Source organism: Cytobacillus sp. IB215665 (assembly GCF_033963835.1).
Classification (GTDB): domain Bacteria; phylum Bacillota; class Bacilli; order Bacillales; family SM2101; genus Nanhaiella.
In genome coordinates, this window is sequence record NZ_JAXBME010000007.1 from 1 (window position 1) to 26567 (window position 26567).

The following is a 26567-nucleotide window of genomic DNA, read 5'->3' on the forward strand; positions in this document are numbered from 1 at the left end:
GTGAATTTTAGTAAGCTCAAATTCACCTCTCTTTATTTTTTTAGCTAGTTATGTCCCAGCCTCTTTACTTTAATGAGGACAATTCTAACGATTCCTCACCCTCCTCGGCGAGAAACCAGATTTTTTATGAATTCCCTTTTGAAAGAACTTTCATACATATATTGATTCTCAGATGTTTGCTTCATTGGCAAAGAGAAGATAAAACGGACCGCACCTTTAAAGATAAAGGTATTTGAGAGCATTGTGGACTTTCACAATATAAGAGAATTAGATATCATATTAGATTCTGAAGATGAATCTACGCTCTTTATAACAAGTGGTGGAAAAGCATACAGCAATACTTACTTATCACGTTACATTATTAAGCAATAACTAGAACTGTATTAGAATTAGATTTTGTGATTAATCGTCCGTACCTAATCAACCCTCATACATATCTTCACTGTTCCCGATTATTTCTTATCATAGCTAAGCAGATATTTATAAAATTATGCGTTCACTTTGCCATGAAAAAATTGACACAACGATCGATAATTTATTTAGAAGGAAGATAAAGGAGTGCATTTGTAGGATCAGGGGGTGTTGACTGAGTATGGGTAGAATAACAAGTTATTTAATGTAACCTGCCTATGATAGTCTAATTGAACGGATTGCTACTACAGATTTTCGTGCTTTATTTGACCATAAGTCAACCGAAAACCATCTAGTAGAAATATCAAAATATACGATAATATGGGTGGTTTTTTGGAAAGAATTTTCTTAAAAACGTTTCTTAAAACTAGTGAATGTCATTAAAAGCTCATATTTAAACTGTAAGGTATTTGAGACTAATTTATACCTACATTAAGTGTAGATTAAAAGCCTCTTAAATCGAAAAATACGAACTCGAATTTCCTCAGCTAGCCATTAAACTTTTATATCCTCCAAATATAATTTTCAAAATCAACATTAATCCTTTTTTTTGTTGCTTTTATGTTCTTCTTTATGCGGAGCTGTAAGTAAATACGTTCATAATTTTTCCTCCTAATTTTTTTAATACATATGTAAGACGTATGTGCATGTAATTTGTCACACTTTTTAAAAAAAGAAGAAAAATAGAATATTATCAGAAAATATAAATATATTTATTCTTTTTATCGAATTATTGAGCAAATTGGAAGTTTTTCTTTCTATAATCCATGAGATACTTAAATATCCAAAATTAATCTCTAAAGTATTTGTGTTAAGGTTTTTTATAATCAACTGTTAGGGGGGACTAGAATGAAACAAGAGAAAATCAAGAATGATGTACTTCATCTATACGACGTGTATAGTAGTCGAATTTTGAAATTTATTTTTGTGCTTACTAAGGACTACCATACAGCTGAAGATTTAACACAGGATACATTTATAAAGGTTAATAACTCATATGATCAGCTGAAGGATAAGGAAAAAGTGGAAACTTGGTTATTTCAAATTGCTCATAACTTATCAATGGATCATATTAGAAGAAAAAGATTTAGTGTCTTGGACCATATTGTTCCAACCTTGCAAAAGAAAGAAAGTAGTCCCTCGTTAGATAAAGTAATAATTATCAATGAAAGTGTTAGAGAATTGTATGATGTTATTAGCAAACTAAAACCCACATATCGTGAAATTATTATCCTGAGGAAGATAGAAGAACTATCAATTAAAGAAACTAGTGAAGTTTTAGGGTGGTCTGAAAGTAAAGTTACAACTACTTTATCTAGAGCTATGAAACTTCTTCATAAAGAATTAGAGAAAGGAGGGCATATTTATGAACAATCGTCCTAAAGAATATCCATTTAACCATGTAAAAAAACTAGATGACCACATACATTGGAACCCTCAAAAACAATTAGAACTTAGACAAAAGTTAGAGAATAACATACATAAGAAAAATAGAAGTAAAAAATTCACACTTTTCTTAATTCCATTTCTAGGAGTGGTTAGTTCAGTTTGCATCGTTACTATTCTGTTAGCTCCTATATTGCTAGATGAAGACAAACCAGTCCTAAGTACTGCAGCAAACACTGAAAATAACATCGCAGTTGCTGACCTTGATGTTGAGGGTATATTAAACGGGAACTTTAACATACATTACGTAGAATTAGATCTTAATAAAGGATCAGAATGTAATTTTTGGTTAAACAATCTTCATGATAGTTACAATTATAAATATAAAGTGTATGCTCCAGATGGAAATCTAGTAGGAGAATCTACATCTGCTGGTACACAGGAGAGATTATATTCAGTAGATTTAAACCAATATGGATCTGGCAAATATAAAATCAAGGTGTATACTCCAGCAGGTAATATCGGAGGGAAATATCATTTAAGAGTCAGAAATTTCTAAGAAAGATTTTTGGATACATATCATATGATGATCAAAATAAAACCTTATTGTTGTATAAACAATATGATTATTTTTCTTATGGAAGGGCTGTTTACGTACACTTTGTTGATTTTTCACATACACTTTAGTTTGTTATATTTAGTCTATAGAGAAGAAAACAATCCCCTGGACGTTAGTAATATTCGGATTTAGCTTCCGAAAAGCAACAATTAATGCGAAAAACATCTTTTTAGAAGGCTGTTTTCGAGTTGTTTCTCCAACCAAAAAAATTAGCGACGCATTCCCCTTCAAAATCTATTTGATTTAATGGAGTTTAGTCGCTAAGGTCTTCATTCACCTTGTTCTTCAATTTATTTGTTTATTAAGTCGAGGGTAGCTCCTCCTGTAGTTAAAACCATAACTACGGTTCTAAAAATAAAGTTTCCAATAGTTTTTCGAAAGTTCCTTTTGGAACTCTTTTCTTATATCTTGATGTTATCGTCTTATCAAATTGGCCAAATTAATTTGATGGAGCATCATCGTTTGGAAAAGATTCCTATACTTCGATTTTTGCACTCTTTTTAAGGACAACCCCTAACAAAACAAATAATGTAAGCGATCCAATAGCATATTGTAGTGGAGAGAACGGATTTGATCCCACCATGGCTGGATAGAAATAGCCGGGAAAATTCTCAATTAACTTTAAAAGAAACTCGCTATGAATCATCCCTTTGATTATATACAAGGCATTTGGTAAAAACAACAACATGGCTGTTAAGATACCATATACCGCACCACTACGAACACCATATAAAAATAGAAGATACCCAAATAAGAAATATGTCATTACCAAGAGAAAGACATTCACAGAGAATCCAGCCAGGAAAGAGAGCTTTAATTCACCAGGAACACCCAGTGATTTCGTAACTAGAAGTAGTACAATACCTATCACTATATAAAGTAAACTTACCGAAAGAGCGATGATACCATTTGCGAAAACATAGTTTCTCCTATTTTGCACCGAATTATTGATCAGAGAAATCGTTTTAGTCGAGTAGTCTCTATTGATAAAATAAAGCGGCATTAAGACTGCTGCGAGCATACCGAGCATACCATAAAAATTTGAAACATATTTGATGTTAAAGGTGGTGGTCTCGTTAAGGATAAAGTAAGCCACAGCCAATGCGGGTACACAAGCACCCAACAAACCAACAAATAGATAACCATTTTTAAGCAGCTCTTTCATGTTGTAAACCACATATTTGTTAATACTGAATGTCATGATATTCACCTCTGAATTTGTTCATATAGACATTACGCAGGGTGTTCTTCTCCGAAGTAAAATCAATTAGTTTGAGACCTAGTCGATTTACCATTTCGAAAACCTCAGCGTTGTCCACAGTTGTTTCAATCCGGATATCTTTGTCACCTGAATGGATTACGTTCCCAAAGTGTTGTTTCGAAGCGAATGTAGCTAAATCAACCGAATTCTCAAAGACTAAGCTGATAGTTCGTTGCTTAATTTTCTTAAAGTGCTGTTCACCAGCAATCGCGCCATTATCTAAAAATAAAACTCGATCGCAAATCGTTTCAATATCCTCTAATTTATGACTAGAAATTAAAATACCGACATTTCGTTCATCAGCCATTCTTCTCAATTCCTGCAAAACCTCAAAAGACGTTTCCACATCCATACCGTTAGTAGGTTCATCTAATATTATATAGCTTGGATTATTTAGTAGACTAATAACGATACCTAACTTCTGTCGCATTCCTAAAGAATATTCCTTCACCTTTTTATTCAACACATCGAATAATTGCAAGTTCTGCAAGAGCTCCTCATATTCATTGAGTTTGAACGTGTTTCCGTAAATTCCTGAAAAATAAGTTAAGTGGAATAATCCCGTCTTATTACTGAATAGCTTTGGTTCCTCAATCAAGTACCCTACGTGATGATTGTCTGCAACTGATCCCTCATAAGTTTGAATAGTTTGCGCTATAATCTTTATCAAGGTACTTTTTCCAGCGCCGTTTCTCCCAATCAAACCAACGATTTCTCCTTGGTTGAAATCTAAAGAAAGATCGTTTAGAACTATTGAACTTCCATATCGCTTAGTTAGCATATTTATCAACATTGTCTAATCCCCCATCCATGACTGAGTCTCGCCCTCTATCTTTCCTTATAAAAAATCCTTTTTATATTGTATGGCTAAGTAAATTCCACCAGCTAGAAATGCCAATCCATATTTGTACAAGAAAAAAATGTTCCACATATACTCTTTAGGAAAAAACATGTCACATAGTACAATTACCATCAGCACACAGTAACTGCTTTTCATATAGATTCTATTTGTTCGTTCGTCGTCTTTCCCAATCTTCTTATACAATACTAAAACAAAAATAATACTACCTATGAACAGTAAAAAACCAACTCCAAGGAGAATTTGAAAGTTTTCTTGAGATTGCTCAGCCCAAGACTTTAAAGGGGAAAATATTGCGTTAGTGATATAATTAAACATTTTGATCATTTCCTTTCGCATAAGTAAAAATATCGTTTACATCAACATTAAAAAATTCGGCAATTCGAAAGGCTAACAGCAGAGTCGGAACATAATTACCTTTTTCCATTACGAAGATTGTTTGTTTGGAAACCCCGACTTTGTCTGCTAATTCTTGCTGAGACATTCTAGCAAGCACACGATATTCATAAACCTTATTTGATATCGAATCACCAAAATCTTTCTTCATGACCATCACCTCTTGAATGAAATTATAAACTCTATTTTTATAAAAGTAAAGTAAACTTATACAAAAATATTATATACTTTTATATTTTCTTATATTACTTTAATTTAACAAGAGCCAAAATGCATAAAAAACCTGACGAATTTCATGTTTCGTCAGGTTCACATATCAATCTGGTGAATTATTGATATTCAATGGTACAGTCGGGTGATAATATTTACAGCCTAACAATAATTTGGATAAATCAGCTTTTTCCTAAGGGTCAAGAAAATTCCTCCAGTTATATTCACGACTACCAACTTAAAAATGTCCTTTTGCATTAAGTGTTTGGAGGATTACCTTTTTTACTAGATTTCTAACATATTAATTCGTATCACATTAGAAAAAATTTTATATTTCCGTTTAACGCTAATAACATAATTGTTTCCACTTCTTTATTGTTATTTCATATGATAAAAACAATGACCTTCTAGAACTATGGGATATACCTTATAAAATAGTAATTTTAATTAATATAATTGAAACTTTTTAAGAGAGAAAACGTAAATTTTTAAAAGGGTATTTATTGGTTATTAAGGAATTTACTAGTAAATAAGGTCGTATTTATTTCAACAATAATAATATATTTTGTTTCTACAATTTTAACTTTAGATAGTCCCTAAAGAATGGTTGACTATTTTTCAAAAAGATAAATGGTAAATAATATAATAATAGAAATTTAGAACGAGAAGATAATCGTCTAAATGGATGGAGGTTTTGGCATGAACAAAACGATTATGGGTTTCGCTGCTACAATAGCGCTCTTATTTTTATACGCTTGCTCACCAACAAATGAGGAGAGAGGTATAACGGATGAAAAGGAGGAAGTGAACAAAGAAAGCCTCATTTTATCATTTAAAAATCCTCAAACGAATCAAGAATTTAAAATCGTGAAAGCTTATAAGCTTTTTGAAGGATTACGAGAAAAAACAGAAGAAAGCTCTGAGCGTTCTAAGTTGGATGTATATAAGGAAGTGGTTATTGACCCCATTTATCAAGACTGTTTTGCGAACGCAGAATATCCAAATATGGCGGATTCAATTTTACATTCAGCACCCGATTTGTTCACACCGTTGACTATACTAGGTGAAAAAATTGAGGAAAAACAAGTTGAGAAAGCCATACAGCAAGCGTTAATCAAATCATCCAATATTCTTCCATCTTCAAAGGAAACTACAGTGTGTCTGTTTACCACCACTAACTCTAATACTTCGCCTATGTTTACGGTTGGAGCTGGGAAAATTATTATTCTATACAACTACTATTTTGACAATAATTTCATTAAAGCAGGAACTGCTCATGAATATCATCATAGTGTTTGGACAGAGAGATACTTAAATAACGATAAACCTTTCACTGTTTTAGATAATATCATCTTTGAAGGGAAGGCCGTCACGTTCGAAAAGTTAATATACCCTGAAGTTGAATTGACCCGAATAAATGAGAGCTATGACAAAGAAAACTGGGAAAAAATCAAAAACAATCTTCATACAGTTAATTTGAATAGGGCTTTAGAAATAATCAGAGGTGAAAATGGGTTACCTCTTGGTTACGGTTATAGCGAAGGTTATAAAATGGTACAATCCTATCTCGATTTACACCCAGAACTTTCGCCAGAAGAGTGGACTCCTATTGAAGCCAGAGAAATTTTCGACGATGGCAACTATATAGATAACTACCAATAACAAAACGCTCAGTTAAGCCTGAGCGATTCGTATAGTTATTTTAGCTTTGCTATGTCATGGTTGTAAATGTACTTTATATTATGTTCTCCTCACTCTTTGGTGTGTGCAAGATAGAACTAATTTGATGATCACAAATGTTCATTGCGGTTAATAATAAAAAGAAAATTAGGACAATTCACTTATATAATAGGTATCTATTTTATAAGGAGGAATTACCTTTTATTTTCTTTGATACACGTAATCCATCATCAGTTAAACTATCGATATGTGACACATTTGGTGTACAATATAAGGAGTTGAACTGTTTGTGGAGATGATTATAATAGATGAAAAAAATATACGTTGTTACGTTATTGTTGATTCTTGGATTTGGATACTCAGTTTATTATATCGATAGTAGATATCAAGTTGAAAATACACATGAATCAATTGAGTCTAGTTTAAAAGAGTGGTTAAATAGAAGTCAACAGCGTCAATTAAATCCTACTCCTATAAAGAATCCTACACTTATAGAGAAATTTAAATTAGATGATACATCAACTCATATTGGTTTATTTCAATTAGAAAACGATAACATTGGTTATGTTCGATTAATTGAAGGATTAAATGGCAAATTAAAAATGGCTGGTGCAGGACACGGTACTAACGAAATCAAATATCGAGAAATAGAAACGAACAAGGGATTATATGCAATTTTGATCGGAAAAAACCCAGAGAAAAAAATTGATAATATTCTAGTTAACATCATGTTTGAAAATTACAACTTTAATGTTGATGTATCAACTGAGGAACTCTTTGTTAGGTATCATAAATTTACTGAAAGATTAGATACTCCTTTTCCTGCTGAATTAACATTGTTTGATAAGAACAATGAAGTAATTGAATAAATTGAGTTAATCTACAGTTTGAAACATCTTTTCCACATACTATTATTTAATTCCCATCTTAGACCTATTGCTTCTATTCCGGTTAAACTTGATCAACTCCCAGCAATAAAACTGAACGGCCTGTTATGATAGATTTCAAGACTTTACATATGACTTGTAAAGATGTGGTTGGTGAAAAGGTATACCTTTTCATCAACTGTTAACCTGCTCCATGCTTTAGGATGGATTTTCATACTATACGCCCTCCTTTTCTCTCATTTTGAACATAAATGAATCGAGATATAATAAAGAAATGTGACCATTGAGGTCACATTTCCTATTTTAGTGGTCATATTTTTGGTCACAACTTTGGTCACATTTTACTTGATGGTCACAACTTTGGTCACATTTTACTTGATGGTCACAACTTTGGTCATAAAACTGTGACCATTTACAGGATATTTTAGGATAATGTAGGAATTATCTGTTATCAATCTTCTCTGGATATAGGTCATGATTCATTAATCTGTAGTTAGCCATTTCTTCATATTTAGTGCCAGGAATGCCGTAATTACAGTAAGGATCAATACTGATACCACCTCTAGGAGTGAATTTACCCCATACTTCGATGTATCTTGGTTGCATCAGTTTAATTAAATCATTCATAATAATATTCATGCAATCTTCATGGAAATCTCCGTGATTTCTAAAACTAAATAAATATAGTTTAAGAGATTTACTTTCCACCATTTTTACATCTGGAATATAGCTAATGTAAATAGTTGCAAAGTCTGGTTGACCGGTTTTTGGACACAGGCTAGTAAATTCAGGAAAATTCATTTTTACGAAGTAATCTCTATTCGTATGTTTATTATCAAAAGCCTCTAAAATGTCAGGTGAATATTCAAATATATAGTTTGTTCCTTGGTTTCCTAATAGCGTTATATCCTTAAGTTCTTCATCTTTTCTTCCTTGCATTTTACATCTCTCCTATTTATCATTATTCATTTATTTCACAGTTTCATTGACAATCACTTATTTGACCACATACATGGGATCTAGTAAAACGAGATTATACACCCCGTTTATTGCCCCATACGAGTGTATGTAGCTGTGGCAATACTTTTACGTCATTCAATTCAGGAGAATCTATTGTTTTTTGAACTAACCATTCATATTTGTGAAGTAGTTTATTAACAATGGCTGGATCCTCTGACATAACGTCCTCATTACCTACCTGCAGATAAAAATTAATATGTTCATAACGCTTGTGTACCATTTTTGCATATTCTAGGTCCTTATCATCAAATACTACCACTTTTAGACTTACATGCTGTTGTCTGCCTCTACTGACTAACCTGTCAATAATAAAATCTAGTTTCTCAAAATTCGTCTTCATTTCAGAACTAGGTGGTTTAGGTGATATAGTTAAATCATCGATTAGTAGAAACCAATCCTGCCAAACACTTCCTTGTGTTTCTAACCCTACTCTAATCCCCTTTTCTTTAAGCAAGGTTAGTAGGTGTTCAAGATTCTTAAGTAATGCTGGATTTCCTCCAGAAATTGTAACATGGTTAAATCGATTTCCTCCAAGTTCAACTAGTCGCTGCCATATTTCCTCCGAAGATAGTTGCTCTATTTCACTTTTTGCAGACCCGTCCCATGTAAAAGCAGAATCACACCAACTACATGCGTAATCACATCCTGCTGTACGAACAAACATCGTTTTCTGACCGATAACCATGCCTTCACCTTGGATTGTAGGACCAAAAATTTCTAATACTGGGATTGTTTTTTCCATCATCGATCACCAGCTTTTGGACGATATACAACATAACTCGTAGGTGTTTCACGAACAAAAACTTGAAGGCATTTCGGGCTATTTGGCAACGTATTTAAATGTTCCTGAATAATTTCCCATATCTTTTTTGCAACAACTTCTGTTGTAGGAAAATCATTTGGGTTTTGATCATTAAATAATTCTTTATGATCATTTATTACAGTATGATCAAATTTGCCGTGAATAAGTTTTTTCACTTGCTGAAAATTAACTAGGAAACCTGTATGATCAAGATCATCACCAGCAATCGTTATATTCACAAAGTACGTATGTCCGTGTAATTCCCTACATTTTCCTGCCTCATCATGCGGAACGAAATGCGCAGCTGCGAATTGCATATCCTTATTTAATTCAAATTGATAAGGGTGTTGTACTTGAGGATAGATTTGTTGAATCATGACTTGTTTTCACCCCTATTTTTCGTAGAAACGTATTGTTCAAGGCCTCTTTTACGCAATTTACATGCAGGGCACTCCCCACAACCTTCGGCAATTATGCCGTTATAACATGTTAAAGTTTTCTTTTGTACGAAATCAAATGCGCCTAATTCGTCTGCCAATTCCCACGTTTCTGCTTTATCAAGCCACATGAGAGGTGTGTGAATAACGAATTGATAGTCCATAGCGAGATTCAACGTAACATTTAATGATTTAATAAACACATCTCGACAATCTGGATATCCACTAAAATCTGTTTCACAAACACCAGTAATAATATGTTTAGCACCAGTTTGTTTCGCTAGCACAGCAGCAAAAGACAAGAATAATAAATTCCTACCATCAACAAACGTAGTAGGCAATTCACCTTCTTTTTCTTCAATAGCAATATCATCACGTGTTAATGCATTTGGAGCCAATTGGCTGAGAAGGCTCATATCAAGAACTGTATGTTTTATACCCAATTCATTGGCAATGTTTTTTGCCACTTCAATTTCATTGTCATGTCGTTGATTATATTGAAACGTAACTGCTTCAACAGTCTTATATCTTTTCATTGCCCAGAAAAGGCAAGTAGTACTATCTTGTCCTCCGCTAAAAACTACAACAGCTTTTTCATTTTTCATTATGTGTGACCCCTCTCTACTGTTAAATCCTTGTCATATTCAATTTTTCAAAGAGTTATATCAATCCATTATTAGGTAATTTTTTTCAGCAATGTTATATTTACTAATTAAATTTAGTTAGTAAATATCACGAACTCTATTCGTTTATTTTGATGCTATTTATCTGATGTGAGCAGAAAATAGCCAAACAAAAAAAGCATTTGTCAAACACGATGTAGTTTTTAAATTGATTGTTATAAAATCAAATAAAAAAACTCCACCCTAAGGACGCAGCTATTTCCTTAGTTTTTTATAGAGGGTGTTCTAGAACCTCTCCCGTAAATTATGGATAATTTCATAAGTACTTACGGTATTCTTTTCAATTTTTCACTAGGTTAATATATCACAACTAAACGAAAAACTCCATAGAAATTATTTGCATGTGAATTGATTCGGTCTAATATTTCTAACTGGATTGTTTTATCATTCCTAATATAACGTATTCTCAAACTACTCTTCTCATACTGCAATTTTGTTATTATTGCTTACTATATAAATTAAGGCTGTTTTCGTCTTGATTGTTTCTTATCGTTCTAAATAAGAACGTATAAACCTAGCGTTCGTGCCATCTTTTCTACTTTTACAATAATTGAGGTTTCTTACAACTCTTCATACCGATCTTTGTTACTAAAAAATAATAACAAAGTTTACGATAAAGGCCTAAATTAAATACAAAGGCTCTTGTGATAATTTTTGCAACATCAAAGTGGAATTTATGTCTCATTGCTATTATTCCATAGAAGAAAAGAGACATTGAACAAGAATTGTATACTCTATAGTATGATAAACAGCAAACATCCAAAATAGCCCAAAGAAAGGGTAACTGTAACTCAGGATAAGGTAACAATCATTCAACAACCTTTAACTTACTATCACCAGTCACCCTTTGTTAAATTATTTATACATTTTGTTTATTTCATGTTTAAACGAGAGCAAATTCACCTTGCTTCTTCATTTTCACAACTCTCTTCACATAAACGTATGCATATGCCCCGTTTGCTACTAAACTAATTACAGCTACTGAAAGCATTAAAAAATCGTTACGCGGTACTAATAATTCCACTGATTCAGTAAATCTTGGAAATGTAAAATAATACATAAACCAAGCTGCCAATGTGAATGCACGCGCTTGTAACCATGTGCCTTTTTTAATGAACATAGCAGGTAATGTACAAGATAGTAGCACCATAAATTGAGCAGAAGCTGATCCAGGGAAATTTAAATAAACAAATACCCAATTCCAAATATCATAAGCGATTATCCATAAAAGAGGCATTTTCGGCCACAGCATATCCTTCTCTTTACTATTATCAATATATATTCCTTTAAATCCATAAAATAGCGTAGCAATTGACAACACACCTGCTATACCATTTAAAATGTTAGGTAAATATCCCATAGTAAAATCTTGTGTTACTGCCTCTCCAATGTTTAATGCTAAAAATAATGCTGCTACTAGTTTTGCAGAAGTAAGTCCACCAAGCTTCGAATATCTCATTAAAATGAACCATACACTTGCACCTACAACAGAATATACTTTTACCCATTTGAACCAATAAGTAACACCGTAACTTGTCCAAATAGGCAATAAGGCTATCGGTAAAACGAAAAAAAAGATGATTCCAGCCCATTTTGATTTTCTAAACAATTCGTTTAAGCCCATTAAAACAATTAGAATCATTACCCAATGAAAAATTGATAAGGGACTATTATGCTCTTTGGCAACGCCTTCATAAAACCCATTTTTGTATGATAAATCTCCATCTTTATTAACTATAAGTGATATATTATCAAACTCAGTAATTAGTGCACCTGTTTCACTAGTCATACTTAAAACAGATTCGTTTAATGTCCATGACTTTACTTCTTCTACATTATGACCACCATATTGCTTAATTACAGTCACTTTATTATTATCCTTAAATTCAAAACGATAGAAAAATGCCCCCTCTCCAGATTCTCCATCTACTATCATTTGCCATGTTCCTAACAGTTCATCTGCATTAGCTTCACTTGCGAATACGACATTAGAAGTTGAAAAACTAAAAAATAACATAAAAATTAATCCAAAAATAAAACTTAGTTTCAAACGTGCCAGTTTACACATGGTGTACCCCTCCTATACTTTTGTAGGATAATATATGATATACTATTCAGACTTTTCACTGAGCAGGTATATCTGGAGTATTAATCATGCTTCTTCTTAACATATTATATATTGTATATACTGCATATTTTTATTTTACTATAATGTGCTAATCGGGTAGTTTATTCTCTATAAAGTTCATAAATTGCTCAATAATATATATTAAATAACCACAATGAAAGGATTATTATAAATATAACCCTTTCATTGTGGTTACCTAAAAATCAGATCATAGATTTCTTTTCATAAGTCTCTTTTCTTAAGCTTTGTTGCGATTGTTACTAATAATGGAATATGATGAGTTTTATGGTCGCTCCAACATGGTTATAAAAGAAAAGATGCCACGTAGGCTACAGGTATACATGCTTAAAACTTTGAACAAAAAGAAACAATTATTATTACTACGGCACTTTTCCTTAAATTGTTGCTTGTTTCACTTACATCTGAGGAACTGGTATGTATTATTGGTTTTAGAGAACAAAATGCGCTTTTCAAAAACAGCCTATTTAAAAAGAAACAATTATTATGAATATAGCCTTTTTCATAACTATATTGCTTCTTTAATGAGAACGCCGTCTTTTTATAGAAGAACAGGCCATAGTTTTATACCTACGAATACATCTACTTTGCGTAAAAGTGTTGAATATAAGATTTTGATTAAAATAGAATTTAACTTTTAACAATTGGCATTTTAATTTTAATATATAAAAATGGTGAATCATACTTGTAAGTTATTTTACCGTGATACTCATTAATAATATCATTTATAATTGTCGTACCGAGCCCTCTATGTTTTCCTTTTGAAGACCGACCATATGATGTAAATAAAGAATCGATAATTTGTTTTGGAATATGCTGGGTGTGATTTACTGACTCAAGTATGTAAAAACCACTTACCATTGATGACTTCAATACGACAGAACCTTCTTTATGAACTCTTGAATATCCAACGGCAGCTTCGACACTATTTTCAAGTAAATTACTAACTAACTTACTTTGATTTAAGTTGCTCATTGGTAATAGTGTTAGTGGAACTTGTAACTGATAGGTTACATCTATCCCTTCTTTCATAGCCTCGACATAATAATGATGTAAGTGTGCTGTGATATGTCCTTTTTCACCTTTAATGGTCAAATTAACATTTTCGTATTCACCTATCAGCGATTCAACGTATGATCTCGCCTCTATTAATCTTTCTTCTTCAAGCATGTATTGAAAAACATTCATATGCTTCATCACGTCATGCCTTTGACTCCTGATTTCTCGAAAAGCATCTTGTATACTCATCTTCTCTTCTTGCAAAACTGAATCATTCAATAATAAAAGCTGTATTTTACCCAATGATGACCATCTGAAACATTCAACTAACATATTAACGACCCATAAACTAGTAAACACGATAGGCTTATTACTATAAAATTGAAGAAACACTATGATAATTTGAATGAGCCAAAGTATGCTACTTAACAATAAAATAACCTCTACTTGGAAGAATATTTTTTGAACCTTCTTCCATAGAAACAACCACACAACAGCATAGACGATTAAGAATGTAATTGTCACGTTAATAGATAGAAATAATTTATGTATAACTGTTAATGATGATAATAAAAGTACAATAAAGATCATACTCGTATGAAATATCTTTAAGTTCACAATTGTACCCCTTTAAAAATAATTTTCTTGCACGTATTCAAGTTTACTTTTGGTAATAATCGCTGTTTGATTCGTATGCTGAAAAGAGATAGAAAAAGAATTTTTAGCATATATTGAGAAATTTTTTACGTAATGTAGGTTAATAATAAAAGATCGGTGAGAGCGAATGAAATTTCGGTTATTCAACTGATCTTCTAAATCGCTTAATGATTGGTACGTTTCAAACTCTCCATCTATAGTAACTAACTTTGATGATCGACCTGTTCTTTCAATAAAGAGAATGTTTTTTTTATCAATGAAGTTCATTTCAGATTTTTGTTTTAACACTAACTTCCCTTCATCTTTTGTTGGTGCCATATGCCTTTTATATCTATTCATACCTTTCATTAGTCTATCTTTAGAGTATGGCTTTAAAATATAGTCAAGAACATCCAATTCGAATGCATGAACAGCGTATCCACTATGACCAGTTAAAAAAATTACTTTTATGTCCAAAGCATAAGTTTGAATAAAATCAGCTAATTCATAACCTGAAAGCTTTGGCATTTCAATATCGGTGATCAGGAGATCTATCTCATTCTTCTTAATAAACTCATAAGCTTCTTCAGAATCAGTTGTTGAAAAATGAATCGAGAACATCTCTTCTTTTCTTAATAATGCTTCAAGTTTCTCCAAATCGTACTTATGATCGTCAACTAGACCAACCTTCACCATATCCTCACTCCGAAACTAATCTGTTTTTTTTATCCTAACATAAATAAAATACCATAAATGGAATTTTCACGACAGGAAAAGAATGTTTCACGACAACATGGTTGGTAAAATTCATAAGGTTTTGTAAAGTGAAGACAGTTATAAATGAGGGGAGCGAACGATGGATGATCGAAGTGAAAAACGTATCCAAACAATTTAAGGAAAAGAAAAAGACGATTGCGGCTGTAAAGGATGTTTCTTTTTCTATTTCAAAGGGTGAGATCGTTGGTCTATTAGGAGAAAATGGTGCAGGGAAAACAACTTTGTTAAGAATGATATCAACAATTATGGAGCCTACAAATGGATCTATAAAGATTAATGGTATTGATATATCCAAGAAAACAATGGGTATAAAGCAGCAAATCGGCGTTTTATTCGGCAGTGAAACTGGATTGTACGATCGCCTTTCAGCAAGAGAAAATTTAGCATATTTCGCTTCACTTTACGGTATTAGTAAGCACGAAACGAATGTCCGTATAGATCAATTAGCTGTGCGCTTTGGTATGAAGGATTATATCGACAGAAAAGTTGGTGGATACTCTAAAGGAATGCGCCAAAAGGTAGCAATCGCAAGAACACTTATTCATGATCCTGACATTATTTTATTTGATGAACCTACTACAGGCCTTGATATTACGTCAGCAAATATGTTTCGCGAATTAGTTCACCAACTCCGTAAAGAGGGTAAAACAATTATTTTCTCAAGCCACATTATGGAAGAGGTAAAGATGTTATGTCAGTCAATTATTATGATTCATAAAGGTGAGCTCGTATATCAAGGTGCTATTGATGAACTGTATAAACAAGAAGAAAGTGAAGATTTAAATTATATATTTATGTCAAGATTAGTGAGAGGTGCTTAAAATGATTTGGACAATTTACAAAAAAGAATTAATTGATTCGCTTCGTGATCGCAAGACAATCATGCTTAGTATTCTCATTCCAATGTTATTTAGCTTAGGGATGGTGTTTTTCTACGAGGCATTCTTCTTTAAAGACTCAACCGAAAACTATACAGTTGCTGTAGAGAACACGATAGATGATAAAACATATGATTGGTTTTCTAATTTAGAAAGTGTAACTGTGTCAAAGGTGACCGATCCTATCCAAACTGTGAAAGACGGAGAAGCAACGATTGCCTTATATGCAGACCAAGATTTTCTTAACCAGATTGAACAAGGTGGGTCACCTGCTATTGATATATACGTAGATCAATTTAGTCAAAAAGGCGAGCTAGCTACCAGTACGATAAACTCTCACCTAAACACTTTAAAAGAAACCGTCCAACAAAAGAGGTATGAAGATTATAATTTAGACGCTGATGCATTTGAACCCTTTCTTTTCTCGATTAATAGCATTTCTGAATCTGAGGAAGATACATCAAGCTTTCTCCTAAGCATTCTTGCTCCACTAATTATTGTGATGTCTATTATTACGGGTGGAATTCCTACTAGTAATGATTTATTTGCGGGTGAGAAAGAAAGAAACACGATGGAAGCATTATTAATGACACCAGTAAAACGCACAAACATACTTTTTGGTAAATGGTTAACCGTTTCTACCTTAAGTACGTTTAGTGGAATTTTTGCTACAGTGATGTTCGTTATTACGACCAAATTATTTACCGAAGGACTAACGAATGTTATACCAGACGACAAAGTGGCACCATTCATCGGGGTTATGAGTATTGGAATTTTAGCTTTTGCTCCCTTAATTTCTAGCATAATGATGATGCTAAGTCTATTAGCAAATACAGTTAAGGAAGCAGGAAACTATGTATCGCCTTTGTCTATGTTAGCGATGATTCCATTCTTTCTACTAATGGGCTTATCTGTAAATGAAATAACTACAACCCATTTTCTCATTCCATTTTTCAATATTTTCGCATTAATTAAACAATTAATTTTCGGTGTGTATTCTATTGAAAGCATAGGAATGGTAGTAGCAAGCTCAGTTCTCGTTATCGCTATCTTATTTTTACTTGGCTCATTCATGTTCAAAAAAGACCGCTGGGTATTAGGAAAAGGAGCGTGACATACTAGCTTTACCTATATGTGATCTTTTAACAGCAGGTCAGTGAACTCGTTCTAGTAAACATAAAGATCAAAAAATCAGGTGGTCACTGCTCCGCCTGATTTTTGAAATTCGAAATCTTAGTATTTTTATGTGTGAAAGTTGAGATATATGTTTTAGCAAAACCGTGTAACTTGATTTTAATAGACTCAGTGGGTAACGAATGGTGTTTCGTTAAACCAACTGATGCTTGAAGGAATAAAAAAACTAAAAATTATAGAACGTAAGAAAAGTAGGGGTAAAATGTCAGGTACAAAAAAAACATATAATACTAACCTAGCAAAACGCTGGATGATAACCATTGGGATATTTTTAATTGTTCAATTGATCTTTATCGCAGTTGATGGCACTTTCCTAGAGCCAAACATTAATGATAGTGATCATTTAATTGCTAAGTTTGGGAGATGGGTTCTGGAGTCGAAACTATTTACACAATGGATTACGCCATATTCCTTTCCGTTTTTTAATTTGTTTATGACAATTTATGTTTTTGCTTTGCTCGTTCATGCAGGACTAGACATCGTATCAATTATGTTATCAAAAAAATAAAGAAAAGATTCAAGAGATTACTGGGATACCTTTTAGTGAAAAACACTGCATTTTTTTAGCAGACAAATACAATATCTCAATAAGGAAGAAGCTCTAGCTTATGATAGTAAGCTTCAATTTTTCTGTAACATTTTAAAAGTGAGATTCTACCTTACAAATGGTTTATGCAGATGTTAATGGTGAGCAATTAAAAAACTATTGTTCTGTTATAGAAAAAGTTTTGATGTAACACCATCGCTTGTATCACTACTAAAGGCAGATATTGTCTAGAAGGAGAGTATTTATGGCAAATGTTTTAGAAGTAGAAAGATTGTGCAAACGGTATGTAGATAAAGATTTCATGTTAAAAAATATCTCTTTCGCCATTCCTTATGGTACTATCATCGGCTTTATCGGAGACAATGGGGCAGGAAAGTCAACAACAATGGGATTGATTTTAGGTACATTACATAAGGATGGTGGGCTCATCAGGATATTTGGAGAAGAGCTTGATTCAAAAAGGTTTTATTTAAAAGAAGATATCGGCGTTGTTTTTGATGATATGTATTTGCCTGGGCAATTGAATATTGAAAAATTAGGAAAAGTATTTCGGCATATTTATCAGAATTGGGATCCAGAAACATTTAATCAATATATTGACCTTTTTTCTTTACCGAAAAAAAAGAAGATTAGTGACTTCTCAAGAGGGATGTCTATGAAGCTATCTACAGCAGTGTCCCTGTCTCATGATGCGAAGTTACTCATTTTAGATGAAGCAACAGCGGGTCTTGATCCATCAAGCAGAGAGAATTTATTACAAGTGTTAAAGGAATATGTGAAAGATGGACAGCGCAGTATTTTGTTATCGTCGCATATAACAAGCGATATTGAAAAAATAGCAGATACTTTAATTTTTATTAGAGACGGTGAAATTCTGCTACAAGTTAATAAAGAGACGTTGTTATCACAATATGCAATCTTGCAATGTAAATATAGGGAATTTGATCAAATTGAGTCAGATGTGATTGTTGCGTATGAAAAGAATGATGATATAGTTGATGTGCTTGTCAGTGATCTAGAGCGAGTTTCCCTTTCAATAACGCGAAAAAAATTTTCCATTGACGACGTGACACTTTTATTAATGCGAGGTAAAAACGTATGAAAGCTTTGTTGTTAAACCAATATTATTCTGTTGAGAAAAGTTTTAAGTTCTATTTAGTTTTAAGTGTTGTAATAACTGCAATTTTGCTCTTTATTCAAAATGAACTAACTTTTCGTTTTGCTGGAATTACTCCAGTTCTCTTCATTGTCCAAGCTGCATTTGAGGGACTTAAGCTTGATGCACTGTCTGGATGGAATAAATATATGAATACGCTACCATTGAAAAGAAGTCATATTGTGAAAAGCCAATATTTGTTTTATTTCATTATGGTGCTTATTGGTTCAGTAGTAGCGATTATCGTATTCATGTTGAGCGAACTTTTTATTGGGGATATTTTAACTATTTATACGATTACCTGGTTGATGAATGGTGGTGGACTGGCTCTTTTTTTAGGTTGTTTTATATTTCCACTTACGTACCATTTAGGAGTAGAAAAATCTGATATAATACAAATAATTAGTGTAATTGCAGGAATTGTGGTGTTTTTTCTTAGTAGCGCGTTGTTTGAATTGTTTTGGAAACATGTATCATCTGACCCTATACTAAGCGTAAATTATGAGGTGTTATTTTCAGCTCTATTTTGGATAGTTGCACTAGTATTCTTCCTTGTATCCTATACGATAGCGCTTCAAATTTATAAAAGAAAAGAGTTTTGAGCGGCATATTTGCAAAATAGGACGTCAAAGTTCCAAGAGTCAAAGCGTGTCGAAATTTTTGTAAACACAATAATTCTAGGACTTCACTGTACAATAGCTTTCTGATAATAAAGCAGGTTAATAGAGTAAATTTAAATGGTCTACTAGCATGTCTTCGAACAGTACATCACCATCATTAAACAAAGAAAAAATTTAATTAGTAGCAAAATAAAAAACGTGAATAAAGTCACCTTCATTCACGTTTTCTACTCTCTGGTCATCCTCTGCTTTTTGACAACAAAAAACCGAAGCGAATTCCGTGTTCGATTTCGTCTGTGAATGCTCGAAAGAATGTATCACGAACTCTTAAATCTTTTGTTAACAAATAGCTATTACGGTATGATTCATAAGCTTTTAGTTCATCTTCATAAGCAAGCTTTAACCCTTCACGGTATGTTCTAAAAACGACCTTATCAATATTGTATTTAGGCTCATTACCTGTTAAAACGGTGTATAAGTCTGAAAATATTTTTAGGTGCTCTCGTTCATCTTCTAAAGCATGTGAAAGATCTTTCTTATGTTGATCATTCGGTGCAGCCTTTAATAGTCTTTCATAAAAATCAATTGCTGTTGCTTCACCTATTACAGCTTCATTTAACGCTTCAACAACTTGCTGTGTAATGACTTCTTGATCAGATCGATTATTTACTTGTGTATTTAAATGTCGTTGTTGAGGGTGGACAAGAGCTTGTTGATTCGGGTACTGTGGAGTGTAATAATACATACAATCATCCTTCCTTCATTTTCATATATGTATCATACGAAAAAAAAACTAGGCATGTGCCTGTCAATGGATAAGATGTTGATAATTAATATTGAGCTAATGAATGAGGAAGTACAAAGACAATTTACGTAGTGACCTTCGCTTCTCGTCCAACTTTACATACTAATTTCATTAACATTCTATGAGCAAACGGGAACATCGAAAACATAATATCTATCGTTCTTCGCATTGGCAGTGGACAAATAATCGGTTTATTTTTGTGCACACCGTCTATAGCTATTGTTGCAAGTTTCTCTGGAGACATCATTTTTTGTTTTTTAAGTTGATTAGTCATCATTAGTTTGTCCATTTTAATTGCTTTTGCATTGTCAAATGCTGCTGTTCGAACGAATGTAGGACATAATGTGCTTACGTTAATACCGTAATTTTCGGCCTCATAGTGAAGAGATGTAGTCAAACCAATTACTGCATGTTTTGTCGTAGCATATGCTGCACTTAACGGGGATGGACCCAGTCCAGCAGCAGATGCAGTGTTAACTATATAACCCCACCCTTGTTCCTTCATTAATTGATAACCAAATTGAGTCCCATAAATAACCCCCCACACATTTACATCCATGATTTCTTCCCAATGTTCAATGGACATATCATATAATTCACCATACATCGCAAAACCCGCATTATTAAAAATATAATCTATCCTGTAGTACTTACTATATATTTCTGAATAAACGCTCCTTACCATTTTCTCATTTGTTACATCTAGACATATAAATTTAGCATATACACCGTCTTTGTTTAGTTCATCTTCAGTACGCTTTCCGTTTGTCTCATTAATATCTGTTATGACTACAAACACGTTCCTTGAGGCTAATTCATTGCAAATTGCCTTACCTATTCCTGATGCACCACCAGTTACAATTGCTACCTTTCTACCGCTCATCATGTAAAACCCTCCTATTTAATGAGATTTATAGTTTACTGGAGAAACAGAACTACATGAGAAACCATTTTTTATTACTATAAACGTTGTAGAAAATTGGCTTTCATACAAAACTAATCTACAGTCTAATTCGTTTGTCATAACAGGATTTCTAATATATACACCCATTGAAAGGAACAACAATTAATAACAGTATTAATTAATAACATCAGCCTTTTGTATACCATTTTGAATTGACGTGTAGACCATTTTCTCATATTGCTCAGCTACAAATGTAGCTCCAATAGAATTTAAGTGAATACCATCAAGAGTTAGGTATAACCCCCTTTTTGATGAAATATGATCAATTCGTACAGCTTTTTTATAAAGGAGAACATCAACTAAAATTCTAATAGCACTAGTTGATATATAATTTGAAGGATTAAGACCATCGAGTTCATTTTTGAAGTGGGAATGTAAATCTAAACATGCTACATTATCGTATTGTTTAGAGATTGAATGAATCAAAGAAGATAGTTGTTCCAATGTTTTGTTAGAATCATTGTCCAATTTCTCCCCTATAACTGATGGTGTGACAGTGACAATCTTAGTTGATGATTCAGACAAGATACGAAGAATCTGATGATAGTATTGCTTAAATTCTTGATGATTTTTTGCAAAAGGCTGTGGTTTGACACCTAATAATTGTGAATATACATCATTGATTCCTATCCACAAGAACGTTAAATCGTATTCTAACGGAAAAGTTGTATTTGTTAAACGTTTGTTTAAACTGATTACCGTATCCCCTGCTTTTCCATAGTTATCTATCAAGATATCTTTATTTCTCTTTTGTAGAATTGATGAAAAAGAAACACCTGGTCTTCCTTCAGTTAAACTATCTCCTATTAAAGCAATACGCATTAATAGCCCCTCCTTTATAATGTTTTGAAAACACAATTTCGTTAATCTCATTTAAGTTTTCATCAGCTAATAACCCGAGTCCCACCTCATTATTCTTCCATGCATCTAATTGACTACAAGAATGAGTTAAGAAGGAATGATGATTTTCAAATGGATACTTTTTGAACGTTCGTTCAATTTCAGTTAAAAAAATATCGTTGTTGTTAAGGTTTAATTGATTCCAAAAATATTGTCACGGCTTCAATAAAAAGTCTTTCTAAAGTTTCAAATTCAAGAATACCAATTGATGCATATAAACCGCCCATCCAGGAGCTAAATAACATTGTTGTTTCTTGGATATTTTTTATAGAAAATTCTCCACCCTCAATGCCTTCTTGAAATATTTCAAGATAAGTTTCATAGGGAACAGCAGCAAGGTCTGTATATAAGTTTTGAACAGTATTAGGATCAACTTGACCATTAGTAGCCATTTCTCTTCCTGCTTGAAGCAATGGGGTTTCAAAATTATATAACACATGTTTCGCTATTCCATACAGTTTCTCAGTTGCATTTTCAAATGAAATTGTTGTGCGCTGCCATTTCTCCCTCCATTCAGTCATTGATTTTTTAGCTAAAAATACAAATAGCATCTCCTTATTTTCAAAGTAATAATAAATATGGCTTTTGCTTAAACCAGTAGCTTTGGATATATCGCTTATCGAAGTAGCTGCATAGCCTTTTTGAGAAAATATTGAAGTTGCATGTAAGATAATTTTCGACTTAGCATCTTCTTTTGGCAAGTTTTTCTTATCCAAATAATCACTCCATAATTATATAAACATATATTTGAACGATTGTTCAAAAAAATAGTACCATATCATTAGGTACTATTCAAGAATTTTCAAACAATTAATCATAGGATAGTTCTATTTATATTTATTAATGAAGAATATTCTTTAATTGCTGAACATGACTCCTATCTTCATCAATGATTTTCTCAACTATTCTTAAGCTTTCATCATCTAAATCTCCTCTTACTATATCCTCTGACATTTTAATTGAATATGTATTTTCTCCATCAATAAGCCCTTGAATAATTCCTTCTTTTGTATCCGGAAATCCTTTGATTTCACTAACAAGCTCTTTCATATTACCCACTATACCGGGATTATCTGCAGGTTTACCTCCTAAGTTTTGAATCCTTTCAGCTAATAAATTTGCATGTTCTTTGTGATTTTGTTGTATTTTTTGTAGATCCTTTTTTAATTCATCATCTTTTACATTTTGCATATAACTTTCATATGCATGTATACCCATATACCTTCCTTTCAATAATGCATTTAATTCTTTAATGACTACATTGTTCTCCATCATGTATCCCTCCTTACATGTGATTAGTATGATCAAATCAATAATTATCATATACATAAGTTATATAGGACATGCTACACAAACCTCATCTCTTTTTCTCGCCTAATTATTAACAACTGGTTGACATAAGAGATAATTATTCTATTCTTCACCCTGAAAAAATTTTTTTTTATAAAAACTTCATAATTAAACGATTGTGATTGGTTGTAATTTGTATAGTCCCTATTTTAATTTAGAAATGACCGTTCTATAATAAACACGAAGACCGAAGCTGAATTAACGATGAATATAAAATAAGAGTCATTGTAAGAAATGGAGACCATTTAAAAGGTTAGAGCGGGAGTTACATATTTTATTTTTTCCTAGATTGAGGTACTACAGTCATTCATGACCTACTTAACCACCACTCGCTTCGTTAGTTTCAGTTTGAAGTAGGGACTTTTGACCGATAAAAACACGCACTAACAAGAGAGTGCGTGTAAAAAATTAACTTACTGTTTTCCATTGTTATTTTTATTTGTTGTAGCTTCATTCACTAGTTCGTCATACGATTTTACTTTGCCATGAGGATTTTGAGCTTGCTTCCTAACAGACCATTGTCTTTCTTGTTGCCCTTTTGACTGTGTCATAAAAAACCTCCTATGAATACTTGTCCTTTGTTATGATGTCAATGTAGGTAAATTTTATTCTTTGTTACTAAACTAAATTAAGTCGGAGATTCAACGTCTTAATAACATCATAATTCCAGCTGTTTAGATCGTTATTAATTAGTATGAAATACAATAATCAATGGGAAATTTTTTTTATAATTCTGTCTGATTGATTTTCAGGAGACTTTGTTCTTCTAACCATTGTAAACACCATTCTTTAGAAAGTGAGGGTACCGATATTAAAGATCGCAAATTATTATACATCATCCTTCTAGCACACTTATTATTATTTATAGCCTTTCGTTTTCTACCATTATTTTGGTACACACTTCCAATATCGTTGTTTATATTATCATACATATCACTAAATATTGAAAAAATGCACTTTGAAGGAAGTTGGATAAGGAGTTTAATAATAGGTTGCTGCTCAGGGGTAGCATTGTACTTGATATTTGTAGTTGGAAAGGTAGTTATAATAATTTTACAATTACCATTCATTGATCAAATTCAAGCTCTTTACGAAACAGTAAATCCAACCCTTTGGTGGCATTATTTTGTATTGTTTTGCGTTATTATCCCTGGAGAAGAACTTTTTTGGCGTGGATTGATTCAACAACGTCTTTCATATTTAATTAAGCCAAAACAAGCCATATTTGTAGGAGCTATTCTATACGCATCTGCACATATTTATGCAGGTAATATTGTTTTAGTTCTTGCAGCTTTATTCGGAGGTATAATATGGGGTAGCTTATATGTGTGGAAAAGGAACATGGTTTTACTTATCAGTTCTCATTTAATATTTGATTTGTTTTTAGTCATACTTTTCCCACTTTCATAAACTTTTATCGAAAAGGATTGTTGAGCAACTAGATGGTGATTTGAGCAAATGTCGCTGTAATAGAAGGAAAAAATGCTAAAAATCTACGTATTTTTTTTACTGTAAAGACGTTGTCTCCCTTATCCCATGAAAATAGGTTGTATAAACATTCGTTTTTTTGCTCAAATAGCCTTCCATCTACTTGCATAGCTTTAAGATATTGACCTTTCAATGAAAATCAATTGGTATCATAGATATTGTATAGATAAACCATATTCCAAAGAAGCCAATTGATATCACAAGAAAAATGATGGCTAGAAAAATCAGCCACCTTTTTCTTATATCAAACCCAATGTTTAACATTATGATACCACTGATTAGTAATAGTACATTTATTTGAACAATCCCCAATTCAATACTCCTTCTATTTACAAAGACATTTTCTTGTTATGTAACAAAATTTTACTCATGGTTCTTTAAATGTCCGTATTAGCTTCAATGTAGAAGAAGACATACTCTCCCTTGCTCTTAGTTATTCTTCTTCTTGCAATTTTATGCGCTTAAGGATTGCTCTCTTTCGATACATCATGGTTCCTGCTTCGGCTATATCATTTACTGCAGAGCGATTTATAAAAGCACCAAACAGGAGTCCAGCAATCGGGATCATTTGAAAAAGCTTTTTCCAGCCAATTTGATCACGATATGAAAATACAACCTCTCTCCATCCCTGAAGTTCTGAAACAACTTCTCTGCTTTGTTCAGTTTGATTAGAGTCGAACATCGACAACTGCTGTAAAATAGCTTTTTTGCCAACAATATCAGCAGAAATAAATTGCAAAACTTTCACGATAAAAATTCTTTCATTTTTATCTGTAGGGTCAAAACCATAACAGATAGCTATGTCCTGAAGAGTCTTTAATTGTATGCCGAGCAACATAGGTATATCAATAGTTAGAGTGAATATACCTCCAACTCCAGTACTTGCCCCCTGCAATGTGGCTGCTCTTTTTCGATTTATTGACAGCCTTGCAGCAGCTTCATCCATACACGTGATAGGCAGGTTTTCTACATCCTCTAAAGTTAAGATATTTTGATTAGGATAATAATTTTTCAATGCAGCTATCGAGCTTAAATACGTGCCTCCTGATTGGATATATGAGCCAAGCTCATCCAGAATCAACCCAACCTTCTTTTGGATGAATTTAGGTGTGAATCTGTCAATCAGTTTGAAAGGTAGTCGTCCGAGCTTATCCCAAAACCATAAATCACTCTGATCTTTTTCCCAGTCTTCACAAGTCTTTAACTCGCTTCTTAAATATGTTATCGTTTCGATCATTTATGTGCGTCCTTTCAAAGATGGAATTATAGTAGATTTACTAACATACGTACTAAAATAATAAAGGTTTAAAGTGTGTTATACAATCCCTTTTTGTGTCATACTATCAATCAAACAAAATCAATCAATTCAAACTCTTAACCTATTATGTACTTCTACAATTTGTCCTATACGACTGAACAAAGTAATAACTATACTTCTCCATCAATCGCCTTTAAA

General features: G+C 32.6%; 29 protein-coding genes and 1 riboswitch. Of the genes, 10 read left to right on the top strand and 19 right to left on the bottom strand.

Features of this window, described 5'->3' with window-relative positions; all coding sequences use genetic code 11:
• Positions 1-1260: 1260 nt before the first annotated feature.
• Both SLH52_RS10860 and SLH52_RS10865 read left to right on the top strand, forming a co-directional pair.
• Positions 1261-1794 (top strand): RNA polymerase sigma factor, encoded by a 534-nt coding sequence (locus tag SLH52_RS10860; RefSeq protein WP_320209303.1) that lies wholly within the window; start codon positions 1261-1263, stop codon positions 1792-1794.
• Positions 1778-2356, top strand: coding sequence for a hypothetical protein (locus SLH52_RS10865; protein WP_320209304.1), 579 nt, complete (start codon positions 1778-1780; stop codon positions 2354-2356). Before SLH52_RS10860 ends, SLH52_RS10865 begins: the two co-directional genes overlap by 17 nt.
• A 535-nt stretch (positions 2357-2891) precedes the next feature.
• Here the strand turns inward: SLH52_RS10865 and SLH52_RS10870 are convergent.
• Genes SLH52_RS10870 through SLH52_RS10885 form a run of 4 tightly spaced genes read right to left on the bottom strand, consistent with a single transcriptional unit; the run spans position 2892 to position 5083 of the window.
• Positions 2892-3617 (bottom strand): ABC transporter permease, encoded by a 726-nt coding sequence (locus tag SLH52_RS10870; RefSeq protein WP_320209305.1) that lies wholly within the window; start codon positions 3615-3617, stop codon positions 2892-2894.
• Positions 3601-4470: an ABC transporter ATP-binding protein gene (locus tag SLH52_RS10875; RefSeq protein WP_320209306.1), complete on the bottom strand. Its 870-nt coding sequence runs from the start codon at positions 4468-4470 to the stop codon at positions 3601-3603. Before SLH52_RS10875 ends, SLH52_RS10870 begins: the two co-directional genes overlap by 17 nt.
• 45 nt (positions 4471-4515) lie before the next feature.
• Positions 4516-4863 carry a DUF2178 domain-containing protein gene (locus SLH52_RS10880; RefSeq protein ID WP_320209307.1) on the bottom strand — a complete coding sequence of 116 codons (348 nt, stop codon included), beginning with the start codon at positions 4861-4863 and terminating at the stop codon, positions 4516-4518.
• On the bottom strand, positions 4847-5083 hold the full coding sequence (locus SLH52_RS10885; RefSeq protein WP_320209308.1) for a helix-turn-helix transcriptional regulator: 237 nt from the start codon (positions 5081-5083) through the stop codon (positions 4847-4849). Before SLH52_RS10885 ends, SLH52_RS10880 begins: the two co-directional genes overlap by 17 nt.
• A gap of 758 nt (positions 5084-5841) precedes the next feature.
• On the opposite strand from SLH52_RS10885, the gene SLH52_RS10890 reads away from it, so the two are divergent.
• Both SLH52_RS10890 and SLH52_RS10895 read left to right on the top strand, forming a co-directional pair.
• Positions 5842-6804 (top strand): DUF2268 domain-containing putative Zn-dependent protease, encoded by a 963-nt coding sequence (locus tag SLH52_RS10890; RefSeq protein ID WP_320209309.1) that lies wholly within the window; start codon positions 5842-5844, stop codon positions 6802-6804.
• Between the two features lie 326 nt (positions 6805-7130).
• The gene (locus SLH52_RS10895; protein ID WP_320209310.1) at positions 7131-7691 is read left to right on the top strand and encodes a hypothetical protein; all 561 of its coding nucleotides are present in this window, start codon (positions 7131-7133) and stop codon (positions 7689-7691) included.
• Between the two features lie 459 nt (positions 7692-8150).
• On the opposite strand, the gene queF is transcribed toward SLH52_RS10895, so the two are convergent.
• The 7 genes from queF to SLH52_RS10930 all read right to left on the bottom strand — a co-directional run bounded on the left by queF (position 8151) and on the right by SLH52_RS10930 (position 15128).
• Positions 8151-8648, bottom strand: coding sequence for a preQ(1) synthase (queF, locus tag SLH52_RS10900; protein WP_214482190.1), 498 nt, complete (start codon positions 8646-8648; stop codon positions 8151-8153).
• Positions 8649-8742: 94 nt separating this feature from the next.
• Positions 8743-9471, bottom strand: a complete 729-nt coding sequence (gene queE / locus SLH52_RS10905) for a 7-carboxy-7-deazaguanine synthase QueE (protein WP_320209311.1) — start codon at positions 9469-9471, stop codon at positions 8743-8745.
• Positions 9471-9908 (bottom strand): 6-carboxytetrahydropterin synthase QueD, encoded by a 438-nt coding sequence (gene queD / locus SLH52_RS10910; protein WP_320209312.1) that lies wholly within the window; start codon positions 9906-9908, stop codon positions 9471-9473. Before queD ends, queE begins: the two co-directional genes overlap by 1 nt.
• Positions 9905-10573 carry a 7-cyano-7-deazaguanine synthase QueC gene (gene queC, locus SLH52_RS10915; protein WP_320209313.1) on the bottom strand — a complete coding sequence of 223 codons (669 nt, stop codon included), beginning with the start codon at positions 10571-10573 and terminating at the stop codon, positions 9905-9907. Before queC ends, queD begins: the two co-directional genes overlap by 4 nt.
• Before the next feature lie 275 nt (positions 10574-10848).
• A riboswitch (PreQ1 riboswitch) is annotated at positions 10849-10892 on the bottom strand.
• A 642-nt stretch (positions 10893-11534) separates the two neighbouring features.
• Entirely contained in the window at positions 11535-12719 is a 1185-nt protein-coding gene (locus tag SLH52_RS10920) for a DUF5692 family protein (RefSeq protein ID WP_320209314.1), read from the bottom strand.
• Between the two features lie 708 nt (positions 12720-13427).
• Positions 13428-14414, bottom strand: a complete 987-nt coding sequence (locus tag SLH52_RS10925; RefSeq protein ID WP_320209315.1) for a sensor histidine kinase — start codon at positions 14412-14414, stop codon at positions 13428-13430.
• Positions 14415-14426: 12 nt separating this feature from the next.
• Positions 14427-15128: a LytTR family DNA-binding domain-containing protein gene (locus SLH52_RS10930; protein ID WP_320209316.1), complete on the bottom strand. Its 702-nt coding sequence runs from the start codon at positions 15126-15128 to the stop codon at positions 14427-14429.
• Positions 15129-15292: 164 nt separating this feature from the next.
• On the opposite strand from SLH52_RS10930, the gene SLH52_RS10935 reads away from it, so the two are divergent.
• The 5 genes from SLH52_RS10935 (at position 15293) to SLH52_RS10955 (ending at position 19586) form a co-directional block, all read left to right on the top strand.
• Positions 15293-16030 (top strand): ATP-binding cassette domain-containing protein, encoded by a 738-nt coding sequence (locus SLH52_RS10935; protein WP_320209317.1) that lies wholly within the window; start codon positions 15293-15295, stop codon positions 16028-16030.
• Position 16031: 1 nt separating this feature from the next.
• Positions 16032-17201 (top strand): ABC transporter permease, encoded by a 1170-nt coding sequence (locus SLH52_RS10940; RefSeq protein WP_320209318.1) that lies wholly within the window; start codon positions 16032-16034, stop codon positions 17199-17201.
• Between the two features lie 282 nt (positions 17202-17483).
• Complete coding sequence (locus SLH52_RS10945) at positions 17484-17789, top strand: YfzA family protein (RefSeq protein ID WP_320209319.1); 306 nt, start codon at positions 17484-17486, stop codon at positions 17787-17789.
• A gap of 283 nt (positions 17790-18072) precedes the next feature.
• The gene (locus tag SLH52_RS10950) at positions 18073-18930 is read left to right on the top strand and encodes an ABC transporter ATP-binding protein (RefSeq protein WP_320209320.1); all 858 of its coding nucleotides are present in this window, start codon (positions 18073-18075) and stop codon (positions 18928-18930) included.
• A complete protein-coding gene (locus SLH52_RS10955) occupies positions 18927-19586 on the top strand; it encodes an ABC-2 transporter permease (protein WP_320209321.1) in 660 nt (219 codons plus the stop codon). The genes SLH52_RS10950 and SLH52_RS10955 overlap by 4 nt, the downstream gene beginning before the upstream one ends.
• A gap of 256 nt (positions 19587-19842) precedes the next feature.
• Here the strand turns inward: SLH52_RS10955 and SLH52_RS10960 are convergent, their stop codons facing one another.
• From SLH52_RS10960 to SLH52_RS10985, 6 genes are all read right to left on the bottom strand, one after another.
• Complete coding sequence (locus tag SLH52_RS10960; RefSeq protein ID WP_320209322.1) at positions 19843-20349, bottom strand: ferritin-like domain-containing protein; 507 nt, start codon at positions 20347-20349, stop codon at positions 19843-19845.
• 124 nt (positions 20350-20473) lie between these two features.
• Positions 20474-21292 carry an SDR family oxidoreductase gene (locus SLH52_RS10965; protein WP_320209474.1) on the bottom strand — a complete coding sequence of 273 codons (819 nt, stop codon included), beginning with the start codon at positions 21290-21292 and terminating at the stop codon, positions 20474-20476.
• A gap of 195 nt (positions 21293-21487) precedes the next feature.
• A complete protein-coding gene (locus SLH52_RS10970; RefSeq protein WP_320209323.1) occupies positions 21488-22195 on the bottom strand; it encodes an SGNH/GDSL hydrolase family protein in 708 nt (235 codons plus the stop codon).
• Positions 22196-22398: 203 nt separating this feature from the next.
• A complete protein-coding gene (locus SLH52_RS10975; RefSeq protein ID WP_320209324.1) occupies positions 22399-22989 on the bottom strand; it encodes a TetR/AcrR family transcriptional regulator in 591 nt (196 codons plus the stop codon).
• Between the two features lie 124 nt (positions 22990-23113).
• Entirely contained in the window at positions 23114-23545 is a 432-nt protein-coding gene (locus SLH52_RS10980; protein ID WP_320209325.1) for a DUF2383 domain-containing protein, read from the bottom strand.
• A 491-nt stretch (positions 23546-24036) separates the two neighbouring features.
• A complete protein-coding gene (locus tag SLH52_RS10985; protein ID WP_320209326.1) occupies positions 24037-24174 on the bottom strand; it encodes a DUF6254 family protein in 138 nt (45 codons plus the stop codon).
• A 466-nt stretch (positions 24175-24640) separates the two neighbouring features.
• On the opposite strand from SLH52_RS10985, the gene SLH52_RS10990 reads away from it, so the two are divergent.
• Entirely contained in the window at positions 24641-25033 is a 393-nt protein-coding gene (locus tag SLH52_RS10990; RefSeq protein ID WP_320209327.1) for a CPBP family intramembrane glutamic endopeptidase, read from the top strand.
• 207 nt (positions 25034-25240) lie between these two features.
• Here SLH52_RS10990 and SLH52_RS10995 read toward each other — a convergent pair whose 3' ends face one another.
• The gene (locus SLH52_RS10995; RefSeq protein WP_320209328.1) at positions 25241-25423 is read right to left on the bottom strand and encodes a hypothetical protein; all 183 of its coding nucleotides are present in this window, start codon (positions 25421-25423) and stop codon (positions 25241-25243) included.
• A gap of 121 nt (positions 25424-25544) precedes the next feature.
• Positions 25545-26348 (bottom strand): EcsC family protein, encoded by an 804-nt coding sequence (locus SLH52_RS11000; protein WP_320209329.1) that lies wholly within the window; start codon positions 26346-26348, stop codon positions 25545-25547.
• Positions 26349-26567 lie beyond the last annotated feature (219 nt).